At 61.9% G+C, this 18558-nt stretch carries 17 protein-coding genes; 5 read left to right on the top strand and 12 right to left on the bottom strand.

Annotated features, from left to right (window positions below; translation table 11 throughout):
• Nucleotides 1-35: 35 nt before the first annotated feature.
• On the bottom strand, nt 36-1559 hold the full coding sequence (locus JN756_RS25890) for a fumarate hydratase (RefSeq protein WP_017846082.1): 1524 nt from the start codon (nt 1557-1559) through the stop codon (nt 36-38).
• A gap of 217 nt (nt 1560-1776) precedes the next feature.
• Between JN756_RS25890 and JN756_RS25885 the strand changes: the two genes are divergently transcribed.
• On the top strand, nt 1777-2721 hold the full coding sequence (locus JN756_RS25885) for an iron-sulfur-binding ferredoxin reductase (protein ID WP_201021479.1): 945 nt from the start codon (nt 1777-1779) through the stop codon (nt 2719-2721).
• 92 nt (nt 2722-2813) lie between these two features.
• Here the strand turns inward: JN756_RS25885 and pyk are convergent, their stop codons facing one another.
• Nucleotides 2814-4265: a pyruvate kinase gene (gene pyk, locus JN756_RS25880; RefSeq protein ID WP_079444600.1), complete on the bottom strand. Its 1452-nt coding sequence runs from the start codon at nt 4263-4265 to the stop codon at nt 2814-2816.
• Between the two features lie 172 nt (nt 4266-4437).
• Here pyk and JN756_RS25875 point away from each other — a divergent pair, with 172 nt between their 5' ends.
• Together JN756_RS25875 and JN756_RS25870 are read left to right on the top strand one after the other, a co-directional pair.
• Nucleotides 4438-4812: a tetratricopeptide repeat protein gene (locus JN756_RS25875; protein WP_017139782.1), complete on the top strand. Its 375-nt coding sequence runs from the start codon at nt 4438-4440 to the stop codon at nt 4810-4812.
• Between the two features lie 226 nt (nt 4813-5038).
• Entirely contained in the window at nt 5039-5398 is a 360-nt protein-coding gene (locus tag JN756_RS25870) for a PilZ domain-containing protein (RefSeq protein WP_046385190.1), read from the top strand.
• Nucleotides 5399-5458: 60 nt separating this feature from the next.
• Here the strand turns inward: JN756_RS25870 and JN756_RS25865 are convergent, their stop codons facing one another.
• The 6 genes from JN756_RS25865 to JN756_RS25840 are packed head-to-tail and all read right to left on the bottom strand — an operon-like array spanning nt 5459 to nt 12129.
• Nucleotides 5459-6790, bottom strand: a complete 1332-nt coding sequence (locus tag JN756_RS25865; protein ID WP_057004539.1) for a DUF58 domain-containing protein — start codon at nt 6788-6790, stop codon at nt 5459-5461.
• A 7-nt stretch (nt 6791-6797) separates the two neighbouring features.
• Nucleotides 6798-7793 (bottom strand): AAA family ATPase, encoded by a 996-nt coding sequence (locus tag JN756_RS25860; protein WP_057004538.1) that lies wholly within the window; start codon nt 7791-7793, stop codon nt 6798-6800.
• A complete protein-coding gene (locus JN756_RS25855) occupies nt 7790-8947 on the bottom strand; it encodes a DUF4350 domain-containing protein (RefSeq protein ID WP_201021478.1) in 1158 nt (385 codons plus the stop codon). The genes JN756_RS25860 and JN756_RS25855 overlap by 4 nt, the downstream gene beginning before the upstream one ends.
• Entirely contained in the window at nt 8944-10473 is a 1530-nt protein-coding gene (locus JN756_RS25850) for a DUF4129 domain-containing protein (RefSeq protein WP_201021477.1), read from the bottom strand. Before JN756_RS25850 ends, JN756_RS25855 begins: the two co-directional genes overlap by 4 nt.
• Nucleotides 10460-11440, bottom strand: a complete 981-nt coding sequence (locus JN756_RS25845) for a stage II sporulation protein M (protein ID WP_201021476.1) — start codon at nt 11438-11440, stop codon at nt 10460-10462. The genes JN756_RS25850 and JN756_RS25845 overlap by 14 nt, the downstream gene beginning before the upstream one ends.
• Nucleotides 11437-12129, bottom strand: a complete 693-nt coding sequence (locus JN756_RS25840; RefSeq protein WP_026139913.1) for an RDD family protein — start codon at nt 12127-12129, stop codon at nt 11437-11439. The genes JN756_RS25845 and JN756_RS25840 overlap by 4 nt, the downstream gene beginning before the upstream one ends.
• 167 nt (nt 12130-12296) lie before the next feature.
• Here JN756_RS25840 and sbcB point away from each other — a divergent pair, with 167 nt between their 5' ends.
• Nucleotides 12297-13724, top strand: a complete 1428-nt coding sequence (gene sbcB, locus JN756_RS25835) for an exodeoxyribonuclease I (RefSeq protein ID WP_108524485.1) — start codon at nt 12297-12299, stop codon at nt 13722-13724.
• A gap of 91 nt (nt 13725-13815) precedes the next feature.
• Here the strand turns inward: sbcB and mvaT are convergent, their stop codons facing one another.
• The gene (mvaT, locus tag JN756_RS25830) at nt 13816-14190 is read right to left on the bottom strand and encodes a histone-like nucleoid-structuring protein MvaT (protein ID WP_005790963.1); all 375 of its coding nucleotides are present in this window, start codon (nt 14188-14190) and stop codon (nt 13816-13818) included.
• 347 nt (nt 14191-14537) lie between these two features.
• On the opposite strand from mvaT, the gene purU reads away from it, so the two are divergent.
• Nucleotides 14538-15386 (top strand): formyltetrahydrofolate deformylase, encoded by an 849-nt coding sequence (gene purU / locus JN756_RS25825; RefSeq protein WP_017847102.1) that lies wholly within the window; start codon nt 14538-14540, stop codon nt 15384-15386.
• Between the two features lie 127 nt (nt 15387-15513).
• Here the strand turns inward: purU and gpgF are convergent, their stop codons facing one another.
• From gpgF to gpgS, 3 genes are read right to left on the bottom strand one after another with little or no spacing between them, the layout of a single operon-like run.
• Entirely contained in the window at nt 15514-16614 is a 1101-nt protein-coding gene (gene gpgF, locus JN756_RS25820; protein ID WP_046382245.1) for a glucosaminyl phosphatidylglycerol flippase, read from the bottom strand.
• Nucleotides 16611-17354: an N-acetylglucosaminyl phosphatidylglycerol deacetylase gene (gene gpgD / locus JN756_RS25815; protein WP_017847104.1), complete on the bottom strand. Its 744-nt coding sequence runs from the start codon at nt 17352-17354 to the stop codon at nt 16611-16613. The genes gpgF and gpgD overlap by 4 nt, the downstream gene beginning before the upstream one ends.
• Nucleotides 17347-18468 carry an N-acetylglucosaminyl phosphatidylglycerol synthase gene (gpgS, locus tag JN756_RS25810; protein ID WP_046382247.1) on the bottom strand — a complete coding sequence of 374 codons (1122 nt, stop codon included), beginning with the start codon at nt 18466-18468 and terminating at the stop codon, nt 17347-17349. Before gpgS ends, gpgD begins: the two co-directional genes overlap by 8 nt.
• Between the last annotated feature and the right edge of the window lie 90 nt (nt 18469-18558).

Here is an 18558-nt window from a genome sequence, read left to right as displayed (position 1 = left end):
TAGCCGCAGTCGCCTTTATCGGTGCGAAGAAGCGCTTACTGCACTTCTACCGCCAGGCTTTCACTGATCTTTTTCTGCCAGATGGCAGGACCGGTGATGTGGACGGATTCGCCTTTGCTGTCCACCGCAACGGTGACCGGCATGTCTTTCACTTCGAACTCGTAGATCGCTTCCATGCCCAGTTCGGCGAAAGCCACCACGCGCGACTTCTTGATGGCTTGCGCCACCAGGTAAGCAGCACCGCCTACGGCCATCAGGTACACGGCCTTGTAGTCCTTGATCGCTTCGATGGCGGTCGGGCCGCGCTCGGATTTGCCGATCATGCCCAGCAGGCCGGTTTGTTCGAGGATCTGACGGGTGAACTTGTCCATCCGCGTCGCGGTGGTCGGGCCGGCAGGGCCAACCACTTCGTCGCGCACCGGATCAACCGGGCCGACGTAGTAGATGAAGCGACCCTTGAGGTCCACTGGCAGGGTTTCGCCCCTGTTCAGCATCTCGACCATGCGCTTGTGCGCCGCGTCGCGACCAGTCAGCATCTTGCCGTTGAGCAACACGGTTTCGCCCGGCTTCCAGCTCTGCACGTCTTCCGGGGTCAGGGTGTCGAGGTTGACGCGACGGGCCGACGGGCCGGCTTCCCAGACGATTTCCGGGTAGGCGTCCAGCGGTGGCGCTTCCAGCGATGCCGGGCCCGAACCGTCGAGCACGAAGTGCGCGTGACGGGTGGCGGCGCAGTTGGGGATCATGCACACCGGCAGGGAGGCGGCGTGGGTCGGGTAATCCATGATCTTCACGTCGAGCACGGTGGTCAGGCCACCCAGGCCCTGGGCGCCGATGCCCAGTTGGTTGACCTTCTCGAACAGCTCCAGGCGCATCTCTTCGATACGGTTGGAAGGGCCACGCTTTTTCAGCTCGTGGATGTCGATGGATTCCATCAACACTTCCTTGGCCATCACGGCGGCTTTCTCGGCGGTGCCGCCGATGCCGATGCCGAGCATGCCCGGTGGGCACCAGCCGGCGCCCATGGTCGGAACGGTCTTGAGCACCCAGTCGACGATCGAGTCGGACGGGTTGAGCATGGCCATTTTCGACTTGTTCTCGGAACCACCGCCCTTGGCGGCCACGTCCACTTCCACGGTGTTACCCGGGACGATGGAGTAGTGGATCACCGCCGGGGTGTTGTCCTTGGTGTTTTTACGCGCGCCCGCCGGGTCGGCGAGGATCGAAGCACGCAGGACGTTTTCCGGCAGGTTGTAGGCGCGACGCACGCCTTCGTTGATCATGTCGTCCAGGCCCATGGTGGCGCCGTCCCAGCGCACGTCCATGCCTACGCGCACGAACACGGTGACGATACCGGTGTCCTGGCAGATCGGGCGGTGGCCGGTGGCACACATGCGCGAGTTGATCAGGATCTGGGCGATGGAGTCACGGGCTGCCGGCGATTCTTCGCGCAGGTAGGCTTCGTGCATTGCCTGGATGAAGTCAACGGGGTGGTAGTAGGAAATGAATTGCAGGGCGTCGGCAACGCTCTGAATCAGGTCGTCTTGCTTGATCACGGTCATGAGTCGCGCTCCTCTATAAGGGAACATTCAATAAAGGTGGCTTCAGTGGGGTGTATCGGTCGGCTGAAACCACCTTTCCAAGGCACGCCGAGTGATGCTGGCGCGACGCTAAAAAGGCGCGGCAGTATAACCCGGCACGGTGGCCGATACACCCGACTATGGTCAAACTCTGCCGGGCGTGATTCCCTGTGTAGGCTTTTTTGATCCGAGACCTTGTATGCCTGAACTGTACGTCGGCGAACGCCACTGGTCGGTCTCCACCGGCAGCAACCTGTTGGATGCCCTGAACCAGGCCGGCGTTGCCGTGCCCTACAGTTGCCGCGCCGGCAGTTGCCATGCGTGCCTGGTGCGTTGCCGGGGCGAGGTCGAGGATCAGCAGCCCGACGCCCTCAGCCCGGCGCAACGCGAGAACGGCTGGCGCCTGGCCTGCCAGTGCCGGGTGACGGCGGACCTGCACGTCGAAGCGTTTGACCCGAGCCGTGACGGCGTGCCGGCCGCGGTGGTCGGCGTGGAGTGGTTGAGCACGCATGTGCTGCGCCTGCGCCTGCAACCGGAGCGCGGCCTGCGTTACCGGGCCGGGCAGCATCTGGTGTTGTGGGCGGGGCCGGTGGCGCGCCCGTATTCCCTGGCCAGCCTGCCCGAGGAAGATCCGTTCCTGGAGTTTCATCTCGACTGCCGTCAGCCCGGCGCGTTCAGCGATGCCGCTCGACAGTTGCGCGTCGGTGACCGTCTGCGCCTGGGCGAACTGCGCGGCGGCGCTTTGCAGTACGACCCCGACTGGCAAACCCGGCCACTGTGGCTGTTGGCGTCCGGCACCGGCCTGGGCCCGTTGTGGGGCGTGTTGCGTGAGGCGTTGCGCCAGGACCACCAAGGCGCGATCCGCGTGATTCACCTGGCCCACGATGCCAGCGGTCACTACTTGGCCGAGCCCCTGGCAGCGCTGGCCGAGCGCCATCCGAACCTGACGGTGGAGCTGTGGACGGCGGCGCAGTTGACCCCGGCCTTGGCGCAACTGCGGCTGGTTTCCCGGCAAACACTGGCCTTGCTCTGCGGGCATCCGGCCAGCGTCGAGGCGTTCTCCAAGCGCCTGTTCCTGGCAGGGCTGCCGCGCAATCAACTGTTGGCTGATGTGTTCCTGTCCAGGTCGATCAGCGGGTGCTGATGACGTTTCCACAGGCAAGCCCATCACTGTGAGCCGCAAAGCAAAAAGCCCCGCCATTCACAGGGCGGGGCTTTGTTTTTTCAGCAGATCACTCAGACCATTGGGTCGCCAACGTGCAGGATCTTCATGCCGTTGGTGCCGCCGATGGTGTGGTAGCTGTCGCCCTTGGTCAGGATGACCCAGTCGCCTTTCTCCACCACGCCACGCTTGAGCAGTTCGTCGATGGCCGCCTGGCTGACTTGCTCAGGCGGCAACGATGCCGGGTCGAACGGTACGGTGTAGACACCACGGAACAACGCCGCGCGGGCCTGGGTTTCGCGGTGCGGGGAGAACGCGTAGATCGGTACCGAGGAACGGATACGCGACATGATCAACGGCGTGTAGCCACTTTCGGTCAGGGCGATGATCGCTTTGACGCCAGGGAAGTGGTTGGCGGTGTACATGGCGGCCAGGGCGATGCTCTGGTCGCAGCTTTCGAACACTTTGCCGATGCGGTGGCTGGAGGTCTTGCTGGTCGGGTGCTTTTCGGCACCGATGCAGATACGCGCCATGGCCTGGACGGCTTCCAGCGGGTACGGGCCAGCGGCACTTTCAGCCGAGAGCATCACGGCGTCGGTGTAGTCGAGCACGGCGTTGGCCACGTCGGACACTTCGGCGCGGGTCGGCATCGGGTTCTGGATCATCGACTCCATCATCTGGGTCGCCACGATCACCGCTTTATTGTGGCGGCGTGCGTGCAGGATGATTTTTTTCTGGATACCGATCAGCTCGGCATCACCGATTTCCACGCCCAGGTCGCCACGGGCAACCATCACCGCGTCGGACGCCTTGATCAGGCCGTCGAGGGTTTCGTCATCGGCCACGGCTTCGGCGCGTTCGATCTTCGCCACCAGCCAGGCAGTACCACCGGCTTCGTCGCGCAGTTTGCGCGCGTATTCCATGTCGGCAGCGTCGCGTGGGAAGGACACCGCGAGGTAGTCCACTTCCATTTCGGCGGCGAGCTTGATGTCGGCCTTGTCTTTTTCAGTCAGGGCCGGCGCCGTCAGGCCACCACCGCGACGGTTGATACCTTTGTGATCCGACAGCGGGCCGCCGATGATCACGGTGCAGTTCAGCTCAGTGACGCTGGCGGTGTCGACTCGCATGACCACGCGACCGTCGTCCAGCAGCAGTTCGTCGCCGACGCCGCAATCCTTGACCAGGTCCGGGTAGTCGATACCCACGACGTGCTGGTTGCCGTCGGTCAGCGGGTGGCTGGTGGAGAAGGTGAACGTGTCACCGATCTTCAGCTCGATCCGTTTGTCGGTGAATCTGGCGATGCGGATTTTCGGGCCTTGCAGGTCACCCAGCAATGCGACGAAGCGACCGTGTTTGGCGGCCAGGTCACGCACCAGCTTGGCGCGAGCCTTGTGCTCGTCCGGGGTGCCGTGGGAGAAGTTCAGACGGGCAACGTCCAAACCAGCCAGAATCAGCTGTTCGAGGACTTCCGGCGAGTTACTGGCCGGGCCAAGGGTGGCGACGATTTTGGTACGACGGACGGACATGCACAGACTCCTGAGTTCAAGCGCTGAGGAAGGCTACTATGCTCTTTGGTTGTAGTCATTGTTCGTTTGCACTACTTATCGGCGATTCGCTTTTCGCTCCGGTTGAATAGCTGAACAACCTTGAAGATTTTTGACGAGGGGTCGATACACTGCACAAGACAGGAGAACCCTCATGCGAATTTTGCTCATTGCTGCCCTGGCCGTCAGTGTTGTCGGCTGTACCCGCTGGTCGATGGACCACCATTTGAACAACGCCTACCGTGCGTATGGGGTTGGTGACTGCGAGCGCGTGACCCTGGAATTGTCCCAGGTCGACCGGGAAAGTCGCACCCGGCGCTATGTGCAGCCGGAGGTCTCGATGTTGCGCGGGCAGTGCCTGGAGCGACAGAAGTTGTTCGTCGACGCGGTGCAAACCTATCAGTTCATCATCAACCAGTACCCGTCCAGCGAGTACGCCTACCGGGCCCGTGCGCGTCTCGACACCCTGCAACAACTGGGGCACTACTCCGGCGCGAGCGTTGCGCAGCCACGTCCGGCGTCGTTGTGATGGTATTTGTCGTTGCGTCGCTGGCCCGTTGCCAGTCTTAGGCTATTCTTTGAATGTCCGTTTGTACAAGTTTGTGTCCAAACGGATGGAACACTTGGGATTGGCAGGCTGTAGAGTGGCAAAGCGCTAGCTGTTGTCGCACCGATCTCCAGGGAGAGCGGGGTGTTTAGCCCGTTCCGAATCACTGGCGTGGCCAGAGTTATGGCCAATGGATGGCGATATCATCATGTTTACCGACCGACGAATTGAGCGGCATCAATTGTCTTGTTTCCTGCAAGTGTTCAACCGGCTTACGGATAAGCCCATTGGTTACTTGGGTAACGTATCCGCAGAAGGACTGATGTTGATCAGTCAATTGCCGATGATGGTCGACGTGGCGTTCGAGCTGCGCTTGAAGATTCCCACGGTCGACGGTGATTTCCAGGCAGTTGATTTCACGGCGACCTGTTTATGGAGTCACGAGGACATCAATCCCCAGCATTACGACTCGGGTTTCAGCGTGGCTGAGGCGCCTGCCGAATACGGCCAACTGATCAATGCCTTGCTGCAGTATTTCAGCTTTGACCCCTTACAGGCGTCCGCTTAGACATAGCGCGCAGTCGCCCCGGCTTGGGTGTGGCGACCCAAGCCGGGGGGTGCGCTGTTTTCACAGAACGCCGGCTTTTTTCCAGCCCAGGTAACGTGTCACCAGGGCGGCGCCCAACTCCGAGGGGCGCGTATCCAGTACCGACAACCCATGGGCGTTCAGGCGGTCATGCAGTTCGTCGCGTTGATTGAGGTAGTCGACGGTGCCGCTGTAGGCCAGCGCTTCGGGCAGGGTTTGCACCGGCGAAAGGCGCAGTTGGTCGAGTACTTCTTCGCGCAGGCTGGCGACCAGTACCCGGTGTTGCCGGCTGATGCGTTTGACCGCGGTCAGCAGTGCCTCATCGTCCTCATCTCGCAGGTTACTCACCACGATCACCAGCGCCCGGCGTTTCTGCCGAGCCAGCAACTGGTTGGCCGCGGCTTCGTAGTCGGCCGCGCGTCGCGTGGTGTCGAGGTCGTAGACGGTGTTGAGCAACAGATTCAACTGCCCGGTGCCCTTGACGGGCGCCAGGTAGCGCGGCTGGTCGCAGGCAAAGGTGCATAGGCCGACTGCATCGCCCTGGCGCAAGGCGACATAACTGAGCAGCAGGCAGGCATTGAGCGCGTGATCGAAGTGGGACAGCTCTGCGTCCTGGCTGCGCATGCGTCGACCACAATCGAGCATGAACACGATCTGCTGGTCGCGTTCGTCCTGGTATTCCCGGGCGATCGGCGTGCGTTGGCGTGCGGTGGCTTTCCAGTCGATCTGCCGCAGGCTGTCGCCCTCGCGAAACTCGCGCAGTTGATGAAACTCCAGCCCCAACCCCCGGCGCTGGCGTTGACGCACGCCCAACTGGCTCAGCCAGTTATCCACACCCAAGAGCTGCGCGCCATACAGACGGGCGAAATCCGGATAGACCCGGGTGGCATCGCTGACCTCAATAAAGCGCCGCGCGGACCACAACCCCAAGGGGCTGGGCAGGTGCAGCTCGCAGCGACTGAAACTGAAGTGCCCACGCCGCAGGGGGCGCAGCCGATAGCCCAGTTCGCTGCGTTCGCCGGGGCGCAGTTCGATCGACTGCGGCATGTGTTCCAGGCTCAGGCCGTCGGGGACGTGATCGAACACCTGCACCGTCAGCGGTTGTGGGTAATCGTGTTCAAGCGTCAGGCGAACTTCGCCCCAGCGCCCCAATGCCAGGCTGCCGGGCATCTGCCGTTGTACTCGCGCGGACGGACGACGGCGCAGGCGCATCGCGTCCAATAGCGCCAGCAACAACAGCGCCAGCAGCAGACCCCAGGCCACCGAATGCAGGCTGTCGGGCACCGGGAGCTGCAACGCCTGTGCGGCGCCCAGCAATATATTCAGGCCCAGCAGCACGCCGAGCCAGATCAACAGCAGACGGGTCGGCTTCATGGATGGGTCATTGCCGAGGTGCCGAAATCTGGTCCAGCAGTTGCTGGAGGACCTGGTCCACTTCCAGTCCGTCGATATCCAGCTCGGGGGCGATGCGAACGCGATGACGCAGCACCGCCAGGGCGCAGCCCTTGATGTCGTCCGGGGTGACGAACTCGCCCCCGCGCAGCAAGGCGCGGGCACGGGCGCCGCGCACCAGGGCAATGGATGCGCGTGGGCCGGCACCGATGGTCAGCCCCGGCCAACTGCGGGTGGCCCGTGCCAGGCGCACGGCGTAGTCGAGCACTTGCTCATCCAGCGCCAGTTCGCTGGCGATCTGTTGCAGTTGCAACACGTCCTCGGCTTGCAGCACGGTGCGCAGGGGTTGTACGTCGAGCATGTCGGCCCGGGATGAGCGCGTGACTTCGCGAACCATCTCCAGCTCTTGTTGGGAGTCGGGGTAGTCCATCCGCACCTTGAGCATGAAACGGTCCAGTTCGGCCTCGGGCAGCGGGTAGGTGCCTTCCTGCTCGATGGGGTTCTGGGTGGCCAGCACCATGAACGGTTGGCCGATGGGCAGCGCTTCGCCCTCAAGGGTCACTTGGCGCTCCTGCATGGCCTCGAGCAAGGCGGCCTGGGTCTTGGCTGGCGCGCGGTTGATCTCGTCGGCCAGCAACAGGTGGGTAAACAACGGCCCCTTGCGCAGCTTGAACTGCTCGGTGTGCAGGTCGTACACGGCGTGCCCGGTGACATCGCTGGGCATCAGGTCCGGCGTGAACTGGATGCGCGCGAAGTCGCCGCCGAAGCAACGGGCCAGGGCCCGAACCAACAAGGTCTTGCCCAGGCCGGGTACGCCTTCAAGCAGCACGTGGCCGCCGGCGATCAAGGCGGTGAGGACGTCGTCGATCACCTGGTCCTGGCCAATCACCGCCTTGCGCAGCTCAACGCGCAACGCCTGGGCTTGGCGGCTGGCGTGTTGCAGGGTTTCGGTGGTCAGGGCAGTGGCCGTTGGAAATTCGCTCATAGTGCATTCCTGAGAGTTTGCAGGCACGCCACCTGGCGGCTGAAATCGGCGCTGGAAAGCCGTTTTGCCGCAAGTGGGCCAAGGGCCTGGCTGATCACGTGAGAGGGTTGGCGCGTCAGGTGTTCAAGCACCTGCCACTGGTCTGCGGTGTTTAGGTGTTCAAAGCCAGGGTGGCGCCGCCTTGCGGCGCGCAGGATATCGCGCTGCAAGGCGTGCAACAGGGCGCCCTGGCCGCTGCGGCGCAGCAGGAAGTCGGCGCTGGCCTGCAAGTGTTCCTGCAGTTGTCGGCGAGCTCTGGGCGCTGGCGCGTGGATCGGGCCTTGGCGCATGCCGGCCTGCCAGAGCGCCAGAGCGATCAGCGCGGCGAGCGCCACCAGCGCCTGGGGGAAATAGCGCATCAACAAGGTGAACAGGTCGTCCACGTCGCTGTTGAACAGCAGGGTCACGTCGGTGCCCTGGTTGAGGTACCACAGCAGCCAGGCGTTATCGTGTTGGCCGATTCCCGGGGTTTTCCATAAGTCGCTGTCGGTGACGACTGTCACACGGCCTTGCCCGAGATTGAGTTGCATCAGGTGGCTGGACCTGGCGCTGTTGGCGGAAAACTGGGCCAGGTGCTTGGGGTCGGTGAGATTGAAGTCGGTATCGAAGCTGAAATACGCCGGGGCGGTTTCATTGTCGACATAGAGCTTGGTCAGGTCCGGTTTTTTCTGTTTGCGTGCCGGAGCGGGTTGCTCGGATTCGTCGCTCAAGGTCTGCTGGATATGCAGGCGGTCGAGCAGCAGGTCGCCGCTTTTAGCGGTTTCTTCATCCCACAGCGCTTCGGCCACCACCAGCAGGTGGCCACCGGACTTTGCCCAGTCCAGCAGTTGATCCACCTGGCGCGGGGTCATGTTGTCGCGTTCGCCCAGCAGCAACAGGCTGCGGCCTCTGGGGGGCAGATCGGAGAGCCGTTCAAGGCCGCTGGCATGTTCCACCGCCAGGCCTTGCTGGCGCAGAAAGTGTTCGGCCGCCAGGTAGGGATTGCCCAATGCTTCGGGTGAAGGGCCGCGATCCACCACTTCGTCATAAGGCATTGCCTTGTGCCACACATACAGACCGCCCGCCCCCAGCAGGCAAGCAAGCAGCAACCCCACCCACAGCAATGGCCGCTTCATCGGGCGACTCCCGAGCTGAACAGGGCGCGCCAATCGTTGCACAACTGCTGCTGTACCACCGTGGGCGGAAGGCGGTGCCCGTAGGCGAGGTTTTGCCAGTGCCGGGTCAATTCGTCGCTGAATGCCAGCAATTGTGGTTGTTGCAAGCGTTGAACGCGTTCCAGGACCTGGCCTTCGGTGTCGGCGGTTTTCAGTGGCAGGTTGAAGTCGTGCAGCAACCGGCTGAGCAGCCCGCGATACAACAGGCCCAGGGCTTCCCTGGGGTGGTTGGACCATAGTCGCTCGGCGGCGCTGGCAATGTCATCGGGCAGGGTTTCGGCGCCCAGCTCCAGGCCGAACAGTTGGGTGGGTGTCGGTTTGGCGAGCTTGGGTTGGCGTGGCCCGCGCCGGCTGACAAAGGTGCGCAGCCACTCGCGATAACGCCAGGCGAGCAACGCCACGCCGCCCGCCAACAGACTCCACAGCAGCACCTCCAGGCCTTGGGCGAGGTGCTTGAAGGCGTCGCTGTTGAAGTTGTCCAGCAGTGCTTGCAGCCAGGCCGGTAGTTTGCCCTCACCGCGTGCCTGGGGCTTGGTGTTGGGTTTTTCGTCAGCAAAGCGATAGCGCGTGACGGTTTCCGGATTTTTGAACGGAGGCTTGTCCAGCAGCGCCTTGATCGATTGGCTGGCGGATTGGGGGGTGACTTGCCGGGTGGGGGGCGAGTCATCGGCCATCGCGGGTCGGCCCAGCGGCAGCAGCATCAGCCCGATCACCAGCAGTAGCAACGGGGCCGCGCTGCTCAGGCGCTGGCGCAGGCGGCGAAAAACCAGCTCAAGGTCCCACGCTTCCAGCACGGTGCGACGGTTGAGGTAGAGGCTGAAGCCACAGGCGACGTAGATCGGTTCCCAGAACACCAGGACCAGCGCGTAGAAGGCGTTGCTCAGGTGTTCCAGCCACAACCCCTCCGGGCCGGTTGCCAGGGCCAGCCGTTGCCAGTCCCAATCCAGCTCAACCTGCTGGGGGATGAACAGATAGAACAGCGCCATGCAGCCGAACCACAGGCCTATTTCCAAGTGTACACCGAGCGTGGTCAACCAGCGGGCCGCGCCGGCGTTGTGTTGTTGCAGCACGCCCAGGCGTTTTTGGCGTGCCTGGCCATCCAGGCCTTCGAGTTGGCTGACCGGCATCAAAAAGCTGCGGCTCAGGCTCAGTCGCCGCCAGGTCAGGCTGGCCAGGAGTTGGCCCTTGAGCAGGCGCGGCCAGTGACGCACGGCCTGTTTCAGGCTGGGCGTCTCGCCAAACAGGGCCTTGGACAGGATATACAGGGGCAGCCGGTCGAAGGCCGGCTTCAACCACCAGAACACAAACAAGGCCGTGGACGGGTATTGCCACAACAGAACGCTAAGCGCGATGAATATCGGCAGGCTCACCAGCGCCCAACTGGCCATCAGCAGCAGTCGGTGTTCCTGGGCCATTAACACGCCCAGGTCTATGGCTTCCCATGATGTTCGCGGGCGAATCACTACGCTGGCATCACTCAGGCGCATGGCGAGTCCGTCCGGCAAGGGTCAGGTAGGCGGCCACCAGTAGCCAGAGCCCCGCGCCCACCAGGTATTTGACCCAAGGCGCGATCGCGGTGGTGGAAGACCAGTAGGCTTCGATAAATGCTGCGATCAGCAGGAACAGCATGACGCCGCAGAGCATCTGCACGCTTTTACGTGCCGCCAGCCGCAGGGATTCACCGCGTGTCAGGTGCCCCGGAGCGATCAACGCCCAGCCCAACTGCAAGCCTGCCGCGCCAGCCAGGGCAATTGCGCTGAGTTCGAAGGCACCGTGGCCGATGACAAACGACCAGAAGGTCTGGCCGTAGCCGATTTCAGTGAGGTGCCCGGAGATCGCACCGATGATCAGGCCGTTGAATATCAGAAAGAACACGCTGCCCAGGCCGAACAGCAAGCCCGCGGCAAAGGTCTGGAAGGCGATGCCGATGTTGTGCATCACGTAGTAGCCGAACATCATCCAGTCTTCACTGGATGCACGTTCGGCGACGCGGCCCAGGCGACTGGCGTCCGGGTCGTACATGCTATGCATCTCGGCCACCTGCTGGGGGCTGACGACGCTGTAGATCAGTTCGGGAAACAGATACACCAGCAGCGCAATACCCACCAGGCTGCCGAAGAACAGCAGGCTGGCGATCAACACGAAGCGCCACTGTTCACGCACCAGCCGGGGGAAACCGGCCAGCAGGAAAGCCAATACGTTCGCACCCAATTGGCTGCGGTGGCGATACAGCTGTTGGTGGCCGCGCAGGGCCAGTTGTTGCAGCGGGTCCACCAGGTAACTGCTGTAGCCGCGCTCCTGGGCCATGGCCAGGTGCTGGCACAGGCGTCGATACTGATGAGGGAAATCAGCCAGCTCAGCGGCCTTGGCCTTGCCTTGTTCCATCTGCGTCAGTTGTTCGGCGAACGCTTGCCATTGGGGCTGATGACGGCTTTCGAACAGGCTCTGTTTCATGTCGGCCCCAGCAAGCCACGGGCCACGCCGTTGAGCTGCTCGACAGCGCGAGCCGGGGACACCTGCAGGGGCGTGGCGAGGATCGAGGCCAGTTCCTGTACTCGCTCGGCGGACAGTTCGCCCTGGCGCTCGGCGAAATTGAGGATGGCGCGCTGTTCGCTCAGGTCCAGGGCAAATGGCAGGCGCAGGGCAGGGGCCTGCGGCACCTTGGGGCGTGCCAATGGCAGTTCGCGGTAGACCACCAGCGTGCCGGCCGCCAGATCACCGAGCCGTTTGAAGTTAGGGTGCTGCAGGCAACTGATGGCGCCGAGAAAGTAGCCGAACGGCAGCATATCGACAAAGCGCAGCAGGTTGCGGATGAGTGAGGCCGACCAGCCGATGGGCGTGCCGTCATCCTGTACCACGCGCATCCCCATGACCTGCTTGCCCGGCGAGCAGCCCTGGTTGAGTACTTCAAACAGCACCATGTACCACCAACTGACCAGGAACAGCAGCAATGAGCCCAGCCCTATGCCGATGTTGCCGAGCAGGGCCAACGGAACCAGCAGGATGCCCATGAGCAACCCGCGCACGCCCAGGTCGAAGGCGAAGGCCAGTGCACGTGGCAGCAGGCCAGCCGGGCGCAAGGGCAGGTCGATGCCCTCCGGGGTCTCGATCTGGTAACGGGTATCCAATGGAGCTGATGGCATCGCGATCCTTGGCAGCGCAGAGCGGTTGGAAGACACGGATGCTAGCAGTGTCGGCGATGGAAGCAACCATTCAAGGTTTTGCTGGATGTTTATACAGTTGATCTGGCGCTGGCCTCAGGCACCTTCCAGCGCCTAGACTTCGTCGATCTTCAGCACAGGAATAGCCCGTGACCACTCTTTTCTGGTACGACTATGAAACCACCGGCATCAACCCGCGCAGCGATCGCCCCCTCCAGGTCGCCGGTATTCGCACCGATGTCGACCTCAACGAGGTTGGCCCGCCGGTCAACCTGTATTGCCAACCCAGCGACGATATCCTGCCCCATCCGGCGGCCTGTGCGATCACCGGCATCACCCCGCGCATGCTGGCGGAAAAGGGCTTGGCCGAAGCCGATTTCATGACGCGGGTGCATGCCGAACTGGCGGTCCCCGGTACCTGTGGGGTGGGTTACAACACCCTGCGGTTTGACGATGAAATGACCCGTTACAGCCTCTATCGCAATTTCTTCGACCCTTACGCGCGTGAATGGCAGGGCGGTAACAGCCGCTGGGACTTGATCGATGTGATGCGTACCGCCTACGCGCTGCGCCCGGAGGGAATCGTCTGGCCCGAGCAGGATGGGCGTGTCACCCTCAAGCTGGAGCGTTTGACCGAGGCCAACGGGATCGCCCATGGCCAGGCTCACGATGCGTTGTCCGACGTGCGCGCGACCATTGCCCTGGCCCGATTGGTCCGTGAAAAACAGCCCAGGTTGTACGACTGGCTATTCCAATTGCGCAGCAAGCAACGAGTGATGGACCAGGTGCGGCTGCTGCAACCGATGGTGCATATCTCCGGGCGTTTTTCGGCCGAGCGCCATTTCCTCGGCGTTGTACTGCCCCTGGCCTGGCACCCGCGCAATCGCAACGCGTTGATCGTCTGTGACCTGGGCCTTGATCCGCAAGGGCTGCTGGACCTCGACGCCAATACCTTGCGTCAGCGCCTCTACACCCGTCGTGATGATCTGGCCGCAGGCGAGTTACCGGTACCGCTCAAGTTGTTGCATATCAACCGCTGCCCGGTGGTGGCGCCATTGAATGTGCTGCGGGCGCAAGACCGTGAACGACTGCAATTGGATATGGACGCTTATCAGGCGCGGGCGCTGCGGCTAACTGACGCACAGGAAGTTTGGCGCGACAAGTTGGCGGAGATTTATGCCGAGGAAGATTTTGCACCGAGTTCGGACCCGGAGCAGCAGCTCTATGATGGTTTTATCGGCGACCGCGATCGTCGTTTGTGCGAACAAGTCCGCGCGGCAGAGCCGGCGCAATTGGCGCGGCAGCAGTGGCCCTTTGATGATCAGCGTTTGCCGGAATTATTATTTCGCTACCGTGCGCGCAACTTTCCTGCAACCTTGAACAGCGAGGAGCAACAACGCTGGAAACTTTTCTGTCAGCAACGCTTGTCAGATGGCGAATGGGGTGCACCCAATACCTTGGAGGCATTTAAACGTGCTCGTATTGAATTGGCTGTTAGTGCCACGCCGTTTCAGCGTCAGGTGCTGGATCAATGGCAGGAGTATGCTGACTCTTTAGCCGTTCGGTTCAATCTGTAATCAGGCAATTGCAGATTATTCAGACAATAAAAAAACGCCAGCAAGCTGGCGTTTTTCGTCTGTCGCGTATCAGGCAAGAGCCTGGCGAGGCTTAGCCCAGCAGGGTAGCCCAGCCTTCAACCACATCACCGCCCCACTTGGCTTTCCACTCTTTCAGCGTCTTGTGGTTGCCACCTTTGGTTTCAATCACTTCGCCGTTGTGCGGGTTTTTGTATTGCTTGACCTTGCGGGCACGCTTGGTGCCGGTAGTTTTCACTGCGCCGCGCGGTGCTTTAACTTTAGACTCTGGGTCCAGCAGCGCGATGATGTCACGCAGGGATTTGGAGTATTCACCCATCAGGGTACGCAGTTTGCCTTCGAATTCCAGCTCGGTTTGCAGTTTGTCGTCTTGGGACAGATTCTTCAAACGGGCTTGCAGCTCTTTGATAGCTTCTTCGGTGGCACGGTATTCGTTGATCAGGGACATGTGGACTACCTTATGTAGAGCGCTGATTGACAGGGATAGTGGCCCAATAATAGTCAGGCTATTTCCCCAAGTAAACATTTAAGGGAACATTTATGTGAATTACTTTGAATGTTTGTGGCAAATCTATGCAAACGAGTTAATTAGTAGCGGGTATGGGCAAAGACTACCTGCTTAATTTCCGCTAACTGCCTGAGCGTGCCGATGCACATGCATATAGCGGTGGTAAAACCCTACGTTATTAAGGGGTGTGGTCAAGGTGAGGGCAGAATAAGCGTCAACGGATACTGCAGTTTTTCTGCGTAATCGCTAGAATGACCGCCTTTGCGAAGTTCTGGAGTTCCCCCCTAATGCACACTTTTCGGCTGGTGATCGCTTGCCCGGACCGGGTTGGCATCGTTGCCAAAGTCAGTAACTTTCTGGCCTCCCACAACGGCTGGATCACCGAGGCGAGCCATCACTCGGACAATCTCAGCGGTTGGTTCTTCATGCGCCACGAAATCCGTGCCGATACGCTGCCCTTTGGCCTTGAGGCGTTTCGCGAGGCGTTTGCGCCGATCGCCGAAGAGTTTTCGATGATCTGGCACATCAGCGATACCGAGCAGAAAAAACGTGTGGTGTTGATGGCCAGCCGTGAATCGCACTGCCTGGCGGACTTGCTGCACCGCTGGCACAGCGACGAGCTGGACTGTGAGATCGCCTGCGTGATCTCCAACCACGACGACCTGCGTAGCATGGTCGAGTGGCATGGCATCCCGTACTACCATGTGCCGGTCAACCCGCAGGACAAGGAACCGGCGTTCGCCGAGGTGTCCCGTCTGGTCAAGCAGCATGAAACCGACGTCGTGGTGCTGGCGCGCTACATGCAGATCCTGCCGCCGGAACTGTGCCGCGAATACGCCGGCAAGGTGATCAACATTCACCACAGCTTCCTGCCGTCGTTTGTCGGTGCCAAACCGTACCACCAGGCTTCCCTGCGTGGCGTGAAGTTGATTGGCGCAACGTGCCATTACGTCACCGAAGAACTGGACGCCGGCCCGATCATCGAGCAGGACGTGGTGCGTGTCAGCCACAGCGACAGCATTGACGACATGGTGCGCTTCGGCCGTGACGTCGAGAAAATGGTCCTGGCCCGTGGTCTGCGCTATCACTTGGAAGACCGCGTGCTGGTACACGGCAACAAAACAGTCGTGTTCTGATCAACGCGTTTTGATTGAAGAATGAAGGGCCTGGGCGTTAAATCGTCCCAGGCCTTTTTTCATTGATCTGCCCAGCAGGACAAGCCCATGACCGATCCACTCGATAAAGCTACGTCCAGGGCGCCCGCTACGTTGGGCGAGGGGTGTCTGAGTCGCTATGACCCGGATGAGCTGGAGGCCGAGGATGGTACTGACTTTCCTGGGGCAGCCCAATTGTGGGACGAGTTGCAGAAACGGCCGGCGTCCCCTGAAACAGACGCTTGAGCAGCGGCCTGCCGAGCATCAGCAGAAACACCGGCCCACCGGCCAGCAGATAGAAATAGTAGGTCACCGCCCGCCAGATCAGAATCGCCGCCGCTGCGCTGGATTTGCCCAGCCAGGGCGCCAGCAAGGCCGCTGACGTCAACTCCGCCGCACCGGCCCCGCCGGGCATAAGGCTGAACTGGCCCGCCGTCAGCGACAGCATCTGGATCAGGAAACTCCAGGCCCACTGCACATCGCCTCCCAACCCTTGCACCGCAAGGTAAAGCACGCTGTAGCGCAGTATCCAATGCAGGCTGGTCAAGGCAAACACGGCGGACAGGGTGCGCCACGGCAATTTCAGCGTTTGGGTAAATGCCGCCAGGAAGCGCAATACTTTGCGCGCCCAGCGCCGGCGAGTCGCGGTGCTTACCTTGCATCGCTGGAGCAAGGTGCCGCTCAGGCGTATCAGGCGGCGATGAAAGCGCACCAGCAGCACAGCGCTGAACACTGCGCCCACCATCGATGCCGCACTGAGCCCCAACAGCCACTCCAGGCGTGGGCTGAGGCTGTGGAACACTGCGTACAACGCGATCCCCACCAGTGCGCAGAAAAAAAACAGCAAGTCGCTCAACTGATCCATGGCGAACACCGCGCTGCCATGGGCCGGACGTATGCCGTTGCGCGCCAGCAGGACCATCAGTGTCAGTGGCCCGCCGCTACCTCCGGGCGTGGCGCACATGGCGAATTCGGTCGATATCACCACGCCCAGGCTGTTGAGTCGCCCCAGTTGGCCGCGTTGCTCGCCCAGTAATAAGCGGATACGCACGCTGTTGATCAGCCAGCACAGGATAATCATGCCGAACATCAGCGACAGTTGGGGCAGCGGGAATTGCTTCAGGCGCGTAACGGTTTCGCCACCTCCCAGCCACACGGGAATCGCCAGCGCCAGCAGCAGGCCCAGCAGCAGCCAGATCACCCGGCTCATGGCTGGGTGGCCAGCCAAGCGGCCTTGGTCAGTGGTGTGCGTCCGGCGTTGAGCAGGCGTTGTAGGGTTTCAAGCCAGTAGCGGCGGGAAAATTCGTGGCGCATGTCCACCGGGTGCAGTCCCAGGCGAATCACCGGGGCCGCCTGCCAGCGCTGTTCCCGTCGGTCGCTGAGACACTTGGACAGACCTCGGCGCCAGGCACTGCGCGCACTCCACACCAGCCCCGGGGCGTTGACCGGCGTGAAGTCGGGTAGCCGGTACAGATGCTGCGGGTCGCTGGTGTAGGTCAGCGGCAATTGGCGCAGTGCCTCGCGGGTGCCGCGGCTCATCAGCCAGGCGGGAGCGACAAAGCCTTGCAGCGGCCAGTCGTAGCGACGGAATACCGCGATGCCATCGCTGATACGCTGCAGCGCCTGATCCTGGCGCAGTTGGTAGAACTCACCCTCATGGGTATACAGGCGCCGCATGAACCAGGCTTTGGGGGTGCGCGGAGCCGGTTGATCGTCGCAATGGTAGTAGCCGTGCAAGGTCAGCTCATCGCCCTTGGCCACGCGGCTGTCCAGCAGGCGGCGAAAGTCGTCATGGGCGGTCAGGGCGTCATGATGATGAAACTCCGGCACCACCAGCCAGGTGATGGGCACGCCGCCCAACGCGTCGACGGCTGCGACGAATGGGCGGTAGTCGGCCCAGGTCTGCGGCGCTACATCGTGCAGCACCAGCAGCACCGAACGCTCATCCATGGGCAAGCATCGGCTTGTGGCTGCCCAGCACCGCATAATAGTGCGTCAACAGGCTGTCGACGACCGTCTCCCAGGCGTAATGCTGTTCGACATGACGCCGAGCCTGCGCGCCCAGGCGACGGCTGTCGGCACCGAACAGCTCGCGCACCGCATCGGCCATGGCCCGTGGATTATTGGGCGTACACAGTAGGCCGCAGCGCTCGTCAATGATCTCGGTAAATGCGCCGGCCGCCACGGCGACCACCGGTATGCCGCAGGCCATGGCCTCCAGTATTACCAGGCCGAAGGTTTCCTGATCGCCGCCATGCAGCAGCGCGTCGGCGCTGGCCATCAGCCGGGCGACATGCTGGGCGGGGCGGAACCCATCGATCACGGTGACGTTGTCCGGCACACTGGCCGGCATGCCGGAGCCCACCAACAGCAAGTGGTAGTTGTCCCCCAGGCGTTTCATGCAGTTGAGCAGCAGCGGCAGGTTTTTTTCCTTGGAACCGCGCCCGGCGAAGATCAGCAGCCGGGTATCCGCGGCGATCCCCAGTTCGGCGCGCAAGCCCGGGTCGCGGACGTCCGGACAGAACGTCTGCAGGTCGACCCCCAGCGGCTGCACGAAGACATTATTCACCCCAAGCCCGATGAGCTTGTCAGCCATCACTTGGCTGGGCGCCAGTACCCGGTCGAAATTCCCATAGAGTTTGCTGACGTAGGCTTCAGCGTTCGGGGTAAACCACGACCCCATGCGGTTACTCACCAGCAGCGGCAGATCCGAGTGATAAAAACCAATGACGGGCACATCCAGTTGGCGTCGTGCATCCAGCGCCGCCCAGGCGGTCAGGTACGGGTCGCCGACTTCGATCAGATCGGGCTGTAAATCGTGCAGGACATTTCGCCAAGGCGCGAGCCGAAGGGGGAAGCGGTAGCCTTTGCCGAAGGGGAGGGCGGGGGCCGGCACCTTGAATATCCCATCCCGTTCGCTCAAGTGCGCGCCGGGGACCAACAGGCTGTGGCGAATGCCGGGCTTGAGCGTCAGACGCCGGTGCTTGGCGTCGAGATAAGTGCGTACGCCACCGCTGGCGGGGGCGTAGAACATGGTGATGTCCGCGATATGCACGATGAACATTCCTCCGATCCGTAGCTCTCCTTACGTGGACCTGAGGTAATGATAGATGTTCGATCGGAATTGGGGGCGCGCGCGCTCAAGTTGATAAAG

The organism is Pseudomonas sp. Y39-6, assembly GCF_023651955.1.
Lineage (GTDB): Bacteria > Pseudomonadota > Gammaproteobacteria > Pseudomonadales > Pseudomonadaceae > Aquipseudomonas > Aquipseudomonas veronii.
This window is presented reverse-complemented; position numbering and strand designations above follow the sequence as displayed.

Bases quoted from the DNA above. Each gene is read 5' to 3' on its own strand.
- JN756_RS25890 (WP_017846082.1), bottom strand. From the start codon at position 1,559: ATGACCGTGATCAAGCAAGACGACCTGATTCAGAGCGTTGCCGACGCC.
- JN756_RS25885 (WP_201021479.1), top strand. From the start codon at position 1,777: ATGCCTGAACTGTACGTCGGCGAACGCCACTGGTCGGTCTCCACCGGC.
- pyk (WP_079444600.1), bottom strand. From the start codon at position 4,265: ATGTCCGTCCGTCGTACCAAAATCGTCGCCACCCTTGGCCCGGCCAGT.
- JN756_RS25875 (WP_017139782.1), top strand. From the start codon at position 4,438: ATGCGAATTTTGCTCATTGCTGCCCTGGCCGTCAGTGTTGTCGGCTGT.
- JN756_RS25870 (WP_046385190.1), top strand. From the start codon at position 5,039: ATGTTTACCGACCGACGAATTGAGCGGCATCAATTGTCTTGTTTCCTG.
- JN756_RS25865 (WP_057004539.1), bottom strand. From the start codon at position 6,790: ATGAAGCCGACCCGTCTGCTGTTGATCTGGCTCGGCGTGCTGCTGGGC.
- JN756_RS25860 (WP_057004538.1), bottom strand. From the start codon at position 7,793: ATGAGCGAATTTCCAACGGCCACTGCCCTGACCACCGAAACCCTGCAA.
- JN756_RS25855 (WP_201021478.1), bottom strand. From the start codon at position 8,947: ATGAAGCGGCCATTGCTGTGGGTGGGGTTGCTGCTTGCTTGCCTGCTG.
- JN756_RS25850 (WP_201021477.1), bottom strand. From the start codon at position 10,473: ATGCGCCTGAGTGATGCCAGCGTAGTGATTCGCCCGCGAACATCATGG.
- JN756_RS25845 (WP_201021476.1), bottom strand. From the start codon at position 11,440: ATGAAACAGAGCCTGTTCGAAAGCCGTCATCAGCCCCAATGGCAAGCG.
- JN756_RS25840 (WP_026139913.1), bottom strand. From the start codon at position 12,129: ATGCCATCAGCTCCATTGGATACCCGTTACCAGATCGAGACCCCGGAG.
- mvaT (WP_005790963.1), bottom strand. From the start codon at position 14,190: ATGTCCCTGATCAACGAATACCGTGCCACCGAAGAAGCTATCAAAGAG.
- purU (WP_017847102.1), top strand. From the start codon at position 14,538: ATGCACACTTTTCGGCTGGTGATCGCTTGCCCGGACCGGGTTGGCATC.
- gpgF (WP_046382245.1), bottom strand. From the start codon at position 16,614: ATGAGCCGGGTGATCTGGCTGCTGCTGGGCCTGCTGCTGGCGCTGGCG.
- gpgD (WP_017847104.1), bottom strand. From the start codon at position 17,354: ATGGATGAGCGTTCGGTGCTGCTGGTGCTGCACGATGTAGCGCCGCAG.
- gpgS (WP_046382247.1), bottom strand. From the start codon at position 18,468: ATGTTCATCGTGCATATCGCGGACATCACCATGTTCTACGCCCCCGCC.